The organism is Clostridium sp. CTA-7 (assembly GCF_054768095.1).
The window spans coordinates 23,434-36,651 of sequence record NZ_BAAAAV010000003.1 but is presented as its reverse complement, the minus strand read 5'-3'; the positions used below and the strand labels follow the sequence as shown (position 1 = coordinate 36,651).

The following is a 13,218-nucleotide window of genomic DNA, read 5'->3' as shown; positions in this document are numbered from 1 at the left end:
TTATTATGAAAAATAGTTCATTAAAGTTTATTTTAAGATATATAGCTACAATTGTTTTAGTTGTCTCAATAGTAATTGCATTAAATTATGGTAGTATTATTTATTTTACTCGTTATAGTTCATATATAAAAGAGCCCACTAAATTAGTAGAAGATATTGCAAAGGAATTAAGTGAGAACAAAAATGAGTTATCTGATAAAACTTCAGAAACAATAAAAAACAATGATATGTGGGTACAACTTATAAGTCCAAGTGGTGAAGTTATTTATAGCAATAATAAACCAAAAGATATAGGAAATTATTATTCGATAAAAGATATTGCAGTACTATCTAAGAGCTATCTAAATGATTATCCAGTTTTTTTGTGGGAAAGTGATGAGAATTTAGTTATACTAGGATATCCTAAAAATTCTATAGAAAAATATAATTTTTTTATACCATCAAATTTTAAAGACTCTAAATTAACTAGTTTTTTATATATAATTTTACTTAATATAGGGGTTACTGTTATCTTATCTATAGTTTTAGTTAAGGTATTAAATAAGCCACTAACTAAATTAATAAAAGCAGTATTTTCATTAAAGGAAGAAAAAGAAGTATTATTAAATGAAAAAGGAATGTATAAGGATTTAGCAAAAAGTATAAATGAAACATCAAAAATAATTATAGATAAAAATAATAAAATAAAACTTCGCGATAATGCTATTGAAAGCTGGATTGCATCAATTTCACATGATGTTAGAACACCTTTATCTATGATTTTAGGATATTCAGCAGTGATTGAAGAAGATAATGAGCTGTCTAAAGAAACAAGGGAACAAGCGAAAATAATAACTGAAAACTCTATAAGAATAAAAGAACTTGTTACAAACTTAAATCTTGCAACATCATTACAATACAATATGCAGCCATTAAAGATAGAGGAATTAAGAGTAGGGAATTTAGTAAGAGAAGCAATAGCTAATTGTATAAATAGTAATGTTATTAAAAGTTCTAGTATTGATATACTTATAGAAGATGAAGGTGCTACTATTCTTGCAGATAAATATTTGATTTTAAGAGCCATAATAAATTTAATAATAAATAGTGTAAAGCATAATAAAGAAGTCTGTAATATAACAGTTACTGTTCCAAAGGTATATAAAGATCCTTATGCTATTATAATAATTTCAGATAATGGATGTGGTATCTCAGGGGAAAAAATCAATAAGATAAATAATGAAAATACTTTTTATAATAAAGAAAATAAAAATCATGGATTAGGATTAATTATTGTTAAAAGCATATTAGAGGCTCATAATGGAAGCTTTTTAATTGAGAATGGAAAGGGAAACGGAGCAGTTGTGACATTGAAGATTCCTCAAAAAAGAGATAGCTATGTTTAATATATTTTAAATATAAAAAGATAATAGATATATTTGTATAAATTAAAATATATCTATTATCTTTTATTTTACATTATATTATTTATCTATTTTTTGTTTTTAATAAATTTAACGGCTTCATACCACATTATAGAAACTATTGATACAGATAAAACTATAATAAGTTGATTAAAGCTTAAAGCTGCTAAATTTAGTACTTGTGCTAATGGGGTATATAAAATTACAGCAAGTCCTAGTATAGTTCCTATGATGACTGCCCACATAACCTTATCATTAAGAAGATTAATAAAGGATTTATAGGCATATTCGTGATTAGAATTATTTACTTGAACTAAAAGTAAATTAGAAATCATTATTATAGAAAGTCCCATTGAGCGTGCTACAGAGGCATCATAAGAATTGCCATTTAAATATATATAGTAGGTTCCAAAAGATGCTGCAAATAGTACTATTCCTTGGATAATACTTTTAATTAATATACTATGAGTTAGAATATTATCATCTGGGTTACGAGGGTTACGATTCATAGCATCATCTTCTGCGGGGTGTCTTTCTAGTACTATAGAACATGTTGGATCTATAATAAGCTCTAAAAGCACTACATGAACTGGTAATAATAATGCAGAGGAAGTTATTCCTAAAAAAGGTGTTAAAAGTGATGCCAATGCAATGGGAATATGGATAGTAAATACATATCCTATTGCTTTTCTTATATTATCATAAATTCTTCTACCATCTTTAATTGTATCAACTATTGTTGAGAAATTATCGTCTAAAAGTATTAAATCTGCAGCTTCTCTAGATACTTCAGATCCTCTTTTACCCATAGCTATTCCAATATCAGCATATTTAAGGGCAGGAGCATCATTAACTCCATCACCTGTCATAGCAACAATTTCTCCATTTTCTTTAAAAGCCTTAACTATTCTCATCTTATGAGATGGAACTACCCTTGAGAATATACTAACATTTTTAATTTTTTCTCTAAGCTCTTCATCGCTCATATTATTAATCATATCTCCAGTTATAACTTCATCACTATTAGAAATACCAATTTGTCTTGAAATAGCACTTGCAGTTATACCGTTATCACCAGTAATCATTACAATTCTAATACCTGCTTTTATACAGCTTGATATATCATTTTCTATAGATTCCCTTGGGGGATCCTGAAGCCCTATTAATCCTATAAAGTCTAAAGTACATTCTTCTAACTCATTAGGTATAGAATCCTCATTTGGCAATAACATTTTTCCTATAGCTATAACTCTTAAACCCTTTGAAGACATCTCAAAAATTTTATCTTCAATAGTCTTTCTGTAATTATCATCTAGTTTACAAAGAGTTAAAATACTTTCTGGAGAACCTTTTGAAGCTAATATAATTTTATTATTTTGCTCCCATATATGGCCCATCATTTTTCTTTCGTTTGTGAAAGAATACTCAGCTAAAAGTTTTCCGTTAAAAATTTCATCTTTAGAAATATTATTATCTTCACAATATTTAATCATGGCTTGTTCCATAGGATCATAAGCATCTGTTTCACAAGCCATTCCCATAACTCTAATTAAATCATCTATATCACTATTAATTGACCATATATCAGTAACAGCCATCTTGTTCATAGTAATAGTACCTGTTTTATCAACACACAATACTGATACTGCACCAAGTGTCTCTACAGAGTTTAAATTTCTTACGAGAGATTTCTTCTTAGCCAATCTCCATGCCCCCATTGATAAAAACACTGTTAAAATCACAGGAAACTCTTCAGGTATCATAGCCATTGCTAAAGTTATTCCTGATAAGATACTTTCTATTATCCTATCTTTGATTGTAAGTTCAGATAGATTTATATAGGTTAATAGGCAAACTAATATAAATAAGATTGCAGCAATGTATGCACAAATTTTAATTAATTTTCTAGTTTGATTTTGCATTGGTGTAGGGGCTTCTGGTGCTTCTACAACATTTACTCCAATCTTTCCGTACTCAGTTTCGGCACCTATTTTTTCTACTTCAATTAATCCACTTCCATGAATTACTAAAGTTCCTGCATAACAATAATTTCTTTTCCAATAATCTTTATTATCATAGTTATCAATAGATTTAAAAACACCTTCTGCTTCACCTGTTAAAGATGACTCATCTACGCAAAGGTCATTAGTTTTTATAATTTTACCATCAGCAGGAATTTTCACTCCTTCATTTATAATCATTAAATCACCAGGAACTAAATCCTCACTATTAATAGTAATTTCTAATCCATTTCTAATTACAGAAATATGAGGTGCTGATAAATTTTTTAGTGATTTTAATGTCTTATCTGTTTTCCATTCTTGAATTACGTCGATACTAATAACCCCAGTTACAAATATTAGCATTATTATTCCATCACGTGGTTCACCAAGAATAAAGTAAATTGCTGCTGCTAGAAGCAAAAGTAGAAACATAGGTTCTTTTAATACTTCTAAAATTTTTAGTAAGAAATTCTGTTTTTTTTCAGGAACCAATTGATTTTTCCCATATTTTTCTTGTGCTTTTTTTACTTCTTCATTTGTTAAGCCTACAAATTTCTTTAATTTTTTTGATTCTGTCATAAAAGTTACCTCCATTTTTATTCTTAGATTTTCTAAGAATTTTTGTTTGATAGCTCTATGGCAATGCATTAAAGATCTTATTTTCAGTTATTGTTCTTAAGGTAAATAAAAAAATACCTGTAGAACAATATACTGTCCCACAGGTATATAATATCCTGTTGCCAATATGGCCCGGCTCCATAAATAAAATAATTCATCGGCCTGATCAGTTTGTACTGTAGATTAATATGCAGTGCAAAGAGATTATATATTATTATAGTGCTGTAATTGTTAATATGACACTATGTTAATAAATATTTTACAAAGTAAATGCTTTACTTAGAGAGTGAGTACAAAAAATACTTTGTGATAACATCATAGAAACTATATGGAATATAGTGACTTTCATATCAACATCTTCAGCTAACAGAGCTATTTAAAAGGTATAATTATAATAACAAATAAAAATGAAAATAATATAAAGAATATATTAAAAGCATAAAAAATTATTACTTTTACCGTTTATATTTGCTATTATAAATATAAATGATAAAATACATATATATAAATTGAAATAAGGTGATAAAATGTTAGATTTTGATTTAATGAATGTATTTAATGGGTTTATAAAAAATTATATAAATTTTAATTTAAAAAAGGATAGTATCAAGTTTTATATAGTCAAGCAAGAAACGAGATATTTTATAATGTTAGGGCAATTATTAGGTTATTCAGTTATTTATAAGGGACTAAATGAAAATGACAAAATAGCTTCTAATAAAATTGAACTTTCATGGAAAGATAATGATTTTAATAAGATGGCATCTGGAGTAACTAAGTTACAGTTATTTAGAGAGAACGATTTAGAAAATGATTTATCTGCAATACAAAATTTATTAAATAAAGTAAAAGAAAATCCAAATTGTGTGTATATCCAAATAATAGAAACATCTTCCAAGACAAGAATAGATTATCTTAATAATATAATTGCAACATCGACTACAGGCATAAAAAAAGATATTTTAGCAATTTATATAATTAGAGATATATTAAATGATACAAGTTATTACAATGCATATTTATTTGAAAAAGGGAAAATTACTAAAGATAAGGTAGGTATTTGTTATAGTGATGCAGTTGGAAATATGAAAGGTATCTTTAAAGTTTAGGCATCTTCAAAAAATAAATAAGTCAGAATGCTCGTCTATTTTGTGTTATACTGCGTCAACAGAGCCCTTAGATAGTGCTACTATCTGCGGAACCTGTTTCCTTGTCTAACTCAAAATATACTTCTCATCTTTGACTTGTTATTTATTTTCAGATGCCTTAATTTACAATAAGTCTTTATAAGGAGATAAACTATGGAAATACAAAAGGGAAAAATAATAGAGGTATGGAATGATAATCATAATAAGGTATTAAAATATAGGCAAGTAATAAGAAATAATACTTTAAATGAAGTTGCAGAAATAGAAACTAAAAGTCTGAATTCCTTAATGAGTAAAGTAAGACAGCAGCTTAATGAATGGGATAGAATAACTTAATTAGTGAGGAAAATATGGGAATTAAAGCAATAAAAAAGAACGAATTTAACATGGTTATAAAGTTAAAATTTGAAAATATTTTAGAGGGTTTTGATAATTATAAATATGTTGAGCTTTATCCTAGGAAGAATAAAAGCCAAATCAATATAGAAAATGATTTTATTAATACATTAGAAGATTTTTTTCATTTAAATTCTGATAAAGATAAATTAATAATTGATTTTTATAAAAACAAGTTAAATTCAGATAGTATTAAATATATAGAATCTTATCTTAATTATGATGAAAAGGAGCTATTTCATAATATCTTAAAGGAAGGTAGTGAAGAAGATATATTTTTTGAAATAACTGATAAGAGATATATAAAATTATTAACGAAGCTTTGTGTTAAGGAGTTGTTTTTTATAACTTTCTACTTTACTAAAGGACCAATAACGGTATGGGGAAATTATAATTTAAAATTCCCTTTATTTTATTGTAATGAATATTCAATACAAGAATACTTAAAAATCGCAAGAGATAATGACTTACTATAATTAATTAAAATATTCATTCATAAAAAATGCTTATATATCATAATAATTACTATTATATTATATAAGTGAGGAATCATAATGAATCTCTTAAGGGAATTAATAGAGAAAATTAACATTGAAGATTTTGAAGTGGAAAATACTAATGAGTTATTAGCAAACTGTATATATTGTAATAGTGATATTAATATTAAAGTTGCATATATAAATAAAGATAATTTAAATATATATTGTTGTAAGGAATGTTTTTTAAGGGATTTAAGCTCTAAATATTATTAAGGGTAAATAGATATTTACCCTTAATTTTTTTTACTTTTTAGGAAATTATATTTCTAAATTTATTATTGATAACTATTTTAAGATATTTAGCTATTAAAGTTATCTCCTAAAGAGTAAAAAATATGAATATAGTGCTGGTGCAAGATTTTTCTCAGGCAAGCTTTGGGCACTGAGTAGTGTAACTTCCACTATTTGGACTCTTAGTTAAATGCATATGTCCACTTTTAATTAGTAAAAGCCTTATATAATCACATTTTTAAAGCTTTAAACTTTTATAATTTCTAGGCATTAAAAAATGCTGATTATTTCATCAGCATTTCTATCATTATATCTAAAGTAGATTTAGTTTTATTTAAATTATCAATGTAGTCAGAAATATGATATTTGTAATATTCAATTCCACTATCTGTTATTGAATATATCTTTTTACTTCTTTTATTTAGAAATTCATCTCCTGTCCAATTACTTTTAACATATCCTTTTAACTCTAAATCATAGAGTGTTTCATATATGGTACTTGATGAAACTGGAAATGGCAACGAGGTTTCAGAAAATCTATTTCTAAACTCTTCAAGGACTCTATTACCAAATATAACATTTCCTTTTGATAACTCCTTTAATATATAAAAACTATAAAGCATTTTTGTATTTACTACATTTCTAGGTGCCACAAGTCTATTTCTTTTTTCCATAAAACAACCTCCTAATATGTATTTTATCATAAAAACTATTAAGTGTACATTTAAATAATATACTCGTAAATGATAATAAAAAATATAAAAAATATAACAGAACATAAGCAATATATAATGAATAGAATGTAATAAACCAAAGAGTAGGAGTTGATAAACATGTCAAGAAGATCTTGTTGTACTAGCTGTTGTAGGAGTAATTGTTGTAGTAGAAGAAATTGTTGCTGCGTTAGAAGAAATTGCTGCTGTGACGGATTTGGCGGTGGATTCGGTGGTGGATTCGGCGGTGGATTCGGCGGTGGATTTGGATGTGGCGGCTGTTTCCCATTATTATGGATATTATTGCTAGGCGGCTGTTGGTAGTAAAATAATAATAAAAGGGTGCATTATGCATCCTTTTATTATTATTTATAAATTGTAACGATACATTTGACTTATTGTGTTAATAAATTTACCATAAATATGAAAGATAAATTAATTCTATTAGGTTATTATAAAAAATAGTTTAAAGTTAGGAGATTTAAATATGAGATTTAATACAAAAAGATTAATAGTAATTTCTTTATTAGCTGCATTATGTTACGTAGGTACATTTATTAATATAAGGATACCTATAGGAACTAGCACATCAATGATTCACTTAGGAACTACAGCCATATTCATATCTGCAGTGTTAGTTGGAAAAGATGCTGGATTAGCAGGGGGGATTGGATGTGCATTATTTGACTTGTTAAGTGATTTTGCTGTATGGACAATCCCAACATTTATAATAAAGGGTTTAACTGGATATGTAGCAGGTAAAATATCATTTTCAAAGAAAAGAAATGGTGAAAGTTTAAAATGTAATATAATTGCATTTATATCTGGTGGCATAATATCATTAGTGGGATACTTTTTAGCTAATTTATTTATTTTTGGAATGACATTAGGAAATGCAATAGCTTCTTTAGTTACATCAATAACAACAACGACTATAGCAATAATTATAGCAGTACCTTTAGCTACAGCCATAAAAAAAATTGTCTCAAAGACTAATATAATCTAAGATAGGAGGTTTTATTATGAATAAACCTATAAAGAGAGTAGCTGTTATTCATGATTTATGTGTTTTAGGTAAGGCAGCTTTAACTAATATAGTTCCTATTTTAAGTGTTTCAGGTTTAGAAGTATGTCCAATACCAACATTAACTCTTTCTACTCACACTGGTGGGTTTGGAGCACCTGCAATACAAAATATGAACAACTTTTTTTATGAATTAATAAATCATTATAAAATTTTAGATATAAAATTTAATGGAATATTCATTGGGTATTTAGGAAATGAAGAAAACCTACATAATAGTATTAATTTTATAAAGAGCTTTGGATATAAAAATGATATTCCAATTTTATTCGATCCAATTTGTGGAGATGATGGCAAATTGTATTCTAATTTTGACAGTAGTTATGTAGATAATATAAGAACTTTTATTAAATTTGCTAATATTATAACACCAAATTATACTGAAGCATGTTTATTATCAAGAAATCAATACAGAAATAAAGTAAGTGATAATGATATTTATAAAATTTGTATTGAATTAGCGTCATTAGGTGCAAAAACTATAATAATTACCAGTGTTCCAGTTAATGAAGATAAATTAGGAGTTGCTGTTTATGATTCAGAAAAAAATGAATTTAAATTAATAGTTCATAATAAAGAAATGTATAGTTATCCAGGTACAGGTGATATTTTTTCATCCGTTTTGTTTTCTAATATTGTTAATAAAAAAGATATTTTTGAATCAGTAAAATCTTCAATAAATTTTACAAGAAATTGCATAATTGAAAGTTCGAAATACAACTATCCTAGAAGGGAAGGAGTATTACTAGAAAAGTTTTTAAAAGATCTAATATAAGAGTTATATTTTTATTTAACTCTTATATTAGAATTTTTTTTTTATATAAGCTAATAATAATCTAGAAATAATAACATAAGTAAGGTGATACATATGAAAAAATTATATTTAAAAGATATAAAACAAAATCAAACTGTTGAAAGTACTTTTATGATTATAAAAATACTTTCATATGATTTAGAGAATTTAATTGCAGTAATTGGAGATAGCTCTGGAGAAGTAAAATCATATATAAAAAATATAGGCACTGAACTTAAAGTAGGCGATGTTATTTTAATAAAAGGTAAATTAGCTTCAAAGTTTAAGGTTAATTTTATTAAAAAAATTTCAGACATAGATATATCTGATTATTTACCTTCAGTAAAACGTCCAATAAATGAAATAATGAAAGAATTAAATGAGATAAGTGAAAAAGAATTTAAAAGCTTAGAAGCAAAATCTATAAATGAATATTTTTTTAATAATGAAGACTTTTTAAATAAGTTCACTAGAGCAATTGGAGGAGTTTTTAATCATCATAATTATATTGGCGGGTTAGCAGAACATACTTTAGCTGTAACTTCTCTTGCAAGAGATTTTGCTTATAAATACAATTGTAAAAATAAAGAAATAGCTATATTAGGTGCAAAACTTCATGATATAGGAAAAATAAGAGAAATGAATTATGATGGCCCATTTTCATATACTTTAGAAGGTGAGCTTCAAGGTCATATAGTTATTGGATTAAATATGCTGGATGATGCTTTTAATAATAATAAAGAGATTTATTCAGAAAATTTTATAAATAGATTAAAAGCTATAGTAGTTCAACATCATGGTAAAGCAGAGTTTGGTTCACCTAAAGAACCTAATACCTTAGAGTCTTATATAGTACATTATGCAGATTATGTAGATGCAACATTAAATAAAATAAGCATAATATCAGAAGGATTAGAATCAGGTGAATGGACTGAGTTCGATAGAAGAATTAATGGGAAAATATACATTTAAGAATACTTATAATATAAGAAAATTTCACTTGAATTTTGAGAATCATAGTTTAGTTTATATTATGTTTATCAAATAAAATACAATATAAAGATTATATAATCAGTACTTTCATATGGTACAATATAATAGAGGTGAAATTATGCTAGAAAATAGATGTTTTTGTGAAAAATGTAATAAGATTCAACCAATTGAAGTGAATAGTTATATGGAAACTAAGGATTTTAATATAGGAAAAATAACTTATGAAAAATTATATGGAAATTGTTCAGTTTGTGGAAGTGAAGTTTATTCATCAGATTTATCTAAAAAGAATAAAGATAAATTGAATAAAAAAATAAAGGAATTAGAAGATGAAGTAACAATATTGAAGATACTAGAATCTAACAAAAATGGAGAGTTAAAATTAAAAAAAGGTGATAAAGAACTCCTTAATGAAATAGAAAATATTTTATCAAATAAAAATAAAAAGTAATTTCTTAAGTTATTAAAAATAGTTTAGTCTAATATAATATGGTGTAAAAGTATATAATTGCTTTAGGAGGACGCTAATGTTAGACTTACTAGTATATTTAGATGAAGCACTAATAAAAAATTTGAATTCACTAACATTAAATGGATATATTGATATAAGAACTTTTAGGAGAATTAAAGATAGAACATTTGGAGGAAATGTTAGAATAGGTGATAGAGAGTCCAATGGTTCAGAGTTTAGGTATCAAAAAGATAAAATATTAGGATATAAAAGTAAACATAAAACTTGTGAAGATAATTATGAAAATGCAAGAGATCGAAGCCTAGGATTTGAAGGAAGAGATTTTGATAGAAGTGAGCAAGAAGTAAAGAAGATAAGTACTGTATTTACACTGCATAATGATTTATTGAATAAAATGCATAAGAGTAAAGATGTGAAAAAATTTGGATCCAGGTTCATAGTAAATGGTGAAATTAAAGAGGGAGATTATATACAAATAAATGGGTGTGTTCAAGAAACTTCCATGCCTATATATATAGATACTTTACTTGATAGTATTAACTGTTATGGAGTAGATTTTTTAAATACTTTTTTAGAAAAAAAAGAATTAAAAAATTTAAATTTCGGTATAATTTGTAAGCTTTTAGAAGGGCTAAGAAAATCTATAACAGCAAATGGAGCTCATGATTTGTTAATTCAAAATGATAGTGCATCTTTAATACTTACAATAAATGAAAATAACTTTTTAAGTAATCACTCCCATATGTTTGATTTAGTGCATTGTTCTTGTAAAGTATTTGGGAAGGTCATGATGATAAAGGAAGATAATGATAAATGTATAAGTTTATTAAGAAAATCAGCGCAAGAAGAGTACTATCAACAAATAATAGATTCTATTGATCCATATTTAGAAGTATTAAAAGAAAATAATATAATTCTTCCTAAAAAACCTGAATGTAATATAAAAGGAAAAATAATAATGATATTACCTATAAGCATATGCATATGAATAAAAATATGCATATGTTTTTTACTCTATAAGAAATTATATTTTTAAAATCTATGGATAAATTATTTATAGCATATAAGTTATTAAAGTTAGCGCATAGAGTAAAAATAGAATAAAGTGCGCGTGCAAGATTTTCCTCAGGCAAGCTTCGGAAATGCACATGCGCTAAAAAGTCGACAGCTCGGCAAGCTCGCCTTGACGACTTTTTTATATAATTTAATATAGAAAGAAAAAAATTTTTGATGTATAATTAATACTTAATGAAAAACATAAAGAAAATAAAGAAAAGAGGCAATAGGATGAAAGTAGGATTTGACCATAAGAAATATTTAGAAGAACAATCTAAGTATATTTTAGAAAGAGTAAATAACTATGATAAACTATACTTAGAATTCGGTGGAAAACTTATGTTCGATTTACATGCAAAAAGAGTTTTACCTGGATTTGATGAAAATGCTAAAATAAAGCTTCTTCAAAAGTTAAAAGAAAAGGTTGAAGTAGTAATTTGTGTTTATGCAGGAGATATAGAGAGAAACAAAATAAGAGGAGACTTTGGTATTACATATGATTTAGAAGTTCTAAGATTAATAGATGACTTAAGAACTTATGAGTTAGATGTAAATAGTGTTGTTATAACAAGATACGATGGACAACCGGCTACAACTGTTTTTATAAATAAATTAGAACGTAGAGGAATAAAAGTATATAAGCATGAAGCTACCAAAGGTTATCCAACAGATGTTGACACTATAGTAAGTGATGAAGGATATGGAAAAAATCCGTACATAGAAACTACTAAGCCTATAGTAGTTGTTACTGCGCCAGGACCAGGAAGTGGGAAGCTTGCAACATGTTTAAGTCAATTATATCATGAACATAAAAGAGGAAATGTTGCAGGATATTCTAAATTTGAAACATTTCCAGTTTGGAACGTTCCACTAAAGCACCCACTAAATATAGCTTATGAAGCTGCAACTGTAGATTTAAAAGATGTAAATATGATAGATTCATTTCATTTTGATGCCTATAATAAAGTAGCTGTAAATTATAACAGGGATATAGAGAGCTTCCCTGTACTTAAAAGAATAATTGAAAAAATTACTGGAGAAGAATCAATTTATAAATCACCTACTGATATGGGAGTAAATAGAGTAGGTTATGGAATAGTAGATGATGAAGTTGTTAAAGAAGCATCAAGACAAGAAATAATAAGAAGATATTTTAAAACTGTTTGTGAATATAAAAAAGGTTATGTAGATAAAGAAACTTCTGATAGATCAAAATTAATAATGGAAGAACTAAATTTAAAGGAAACTGATAGAAGTGTAGTAATACCAGCTAGAGAATATTTATTAAAACAAAGAAGTTTAAAAAAGAAAAGTGAAGGATATTCATCAGTTGCTTTAGAATTAGAAGATGGAAAAATTGTTACAGGAAAAAGTTCAGATGTAATGGATGCTTCTGCAGCAGTTATTTTAAATTCTATTAAATATCTTGCAAATATATCAGATGATATGCATTTATTATCTCCTGTTATATTAGAACCTATTAAAAATCTAAAATCAAAAACTTTAGGAATAAAAAATACAGTTTTAAATTGCGAGGAAATATTAATAGCTTTAAGTATATGTGCAGCAACTAATCCAACAGCTCAAGTTGCACTTGAAAAATTAACTATGCTAAAAGGATGTCAAGCACACTCAACAACAATAATACCTACGAATGATGAACAAACATTTAGAAGACTTGGAATAGATATAACTTGTGATCCTGAATATCAAAGTGAAAATCTATATTATAATAATTAATACTAATTTAAACTATCTTTAGATTATTC

The 13,218-nt window shown here is 26.3% G+C and carries 14 protein-coding genes and 1 riboswitch; of the genes, 12 read left to right on the top strand and 2 right to left on the bottom strand.

Features of this window, described 5'->3' with window-relative positions; genetic code table 11:
• Nucleotides 1-5: 5 nt before the first annotated feature.
• Complete coding sequence (locus ACYUEX_RS06310; protein WP_460287102.1) at nt 6-1,385, top strand: sensor histidine kinase; 1,380 nt, start codon at nt 6-8, stop codon at nt 1,383-1,385.
• A gap of 86 nt (nt 1,386-1,471) precedes the next feature.
• Here ACYUEX_RS06310 and ACYUEX_RS06305 read toward each other — a convergent pair whose 3' ends face one another.
• Nucleotides 1,472-3,985, bottom strand: coding sequence for a cation-translocating P-type ATPase (locus ACYUEX_RS06305; protein ID WP_460287101.1), 2,514 nt, complete (start codon nt 3,983-3,985; stop codon nt 1,472-1,474).
• A 130-nt stretch (nt 3,986-4,115) separates the two neighbouring features.
• A riboswitch (NiCo riboswitch) is annotated at nt 4,116-4,204 on the bottom strand.
• Nucleotides 4,205-4,551: 347 nt separating this feature from the next.
• Here ACYUEX_RS06305 and ACYUEX_RS06300 point away from each other — a divergent pair.
• From ACYUEX_RS06300 to ACYUEX_RS06285, 4 genes are all read left to right on the top strand, one after another.
• Nucleotides 4,552-5,133, top strand: a complete 582-nt coding sequence (locus ACYUEX_RS06300; protein WP_460287100.1) for a hypothetical protein — start codon at nt 4,552-4,554, stop codon at nt 5,131-5,133.
• A 192-nt stretch (nt 5,134-5,325) separates the two neighbouring features.
• Nucleotides 5,326-5,508, top strand: coding sequence for a hypothetical protein (locus ACYUEX_RS06295; protein ID WP_460287098.1), 183 nt, complete (start codon nt 5,326-5,328; stop codon nt 5,506-5,508).
• A 14-nt stretch (nt 5,509-5,522) separates the two neighbouring features.
• Nucleotides 5,523-6,044: a hypothetical protein gene (locus ACYUEX_RS06290; protein ID WP_460287097.1), complete on the top strand. Its 522-nt coding sequence runs from the start codon at nt 5,523-5,525 to the stop codon at nt 6,042-6,044.
• A gap of 78 nt (nt 6,045-6,122) precedes the next feature.
• Entirely contained in the window at nt 6,123-6,320 is a 198-nt protein-coding gene (locus tag ACYUEX_RS06285; protein WP_460287096.1) for a hypothetical protein, read from the top strand.
• A 302-nt stretch (nt 6,321-6,622) separates the two neighbouring features.
• Here ACYUEX_RS06285 and ACYUEX_RS06280 read toward each other — a convergent pair whose 3' ends face one another.
• Entirely contained in the window at nt 6,623-7,012 is a 390-nt protein-coding gene (locus ACYUEX_RS06280; RefSeq protein ID WP_411167730.1) for a PadR family transcriptional regulator, read from the bottom strand.
• 159 nt (nt 7,013-7,171) lie between these two features.
• Here ACYUEX_RS06280 and ACYUEX_RS06275 point away from each other — a divergent pair, with 159 nt between their 5' ends.
• The 7 genes from ACYUEX_RS06275 to ACYUEX_RS06245 all read left to right on the top strand — a co-directional run bounded on the left by ACYUEX_RS06275 (nt 7,172) and on the right by ACYUEX_RS06245 (nt 13,189).
• Nucleotides 7,172-7,375 (top strand): ground-like protein, encoded by a 204-nt coding sequence (locus ACYUEX_RS06275; RefSeq protein WP_460287095.1) that lies wholly within the window; start codon nt 7,172-7,174, stop codon nt 7,373-7,375.
• A 163-nt stretch (nt 7,376-7,538) separates the two neighbouring features.
• Nucleotides 7,539-8,057 carry an ECF transporter S component gene (locus ACYUEX_RS06270; protein ID WP_460287094.1) on the top strand — a complete coding sequence of 173 codons (519 nt, stop codon included), beginning with the start codon at nt 7,539-7,541 and terminating at the stop codon, nt 8,055-8,057.
• Nucleotides 8,058-8,073: 16 nt separating this feature from the next.
• Entirely contained in the window at nt 8,074-8,910 is an 837-nt protein-coding gene (locus ACYUEX_RS06265) for a pyridoxamine kinase (protein WP_460287093.1), read from the top strand.
• 93 nt (nt 8,911-9,003) lie between these two features.
• Nucleotides 9,004-9,900 carry an HD domain-containing protein gene (locus ACYUEX_RS06260; RefSeq protein ID WP_460287092.1) on the top strand — a complete coding sequence of 299 codons (897 nt, stop codon included), beginning with the start codon at nt 9,004-9,006 and terminating at the stop codon, nt 9,898-9,900.
• Between the two features lie 139 nt (nt 9,901-10,039).
• A complete protein-coding gene (locus ACYUEX_RS06255; RefSeq protein WP_460287091.1) occupies nt 10,040-10,372 on the top strand; it encodes a hypothetical protein in 333 nt (110 codons plus the stop codon).
• A gap of 76 nt (nt 10,373-10,448) precedes the next feature.
• Entirely contained in the window at nt 10,449-11,381 is a 933-nt protein-coding gene (locus ACYUEX_RS06250; RefSeq protein ID WP_460287090.1) for a hypothetical protein, read from the top strand.
• A gap of 299 nt (nt 11,382-11,680) precedes the next feature.
• Nucleotides 11,681-13,189: a DUF1846 domain-containing protein gene (locus tag ACYUEX_RS06245; protein ID WP_460287089.1), complete on the top strand. Its 1,509-nt coding sequence runs from the start codon at nt 11,681-11,683 to the stop codon at nt 13,187-13,189.
• Nucleotides 13,190-13,218: the final 29 nt, after the last annotated feature.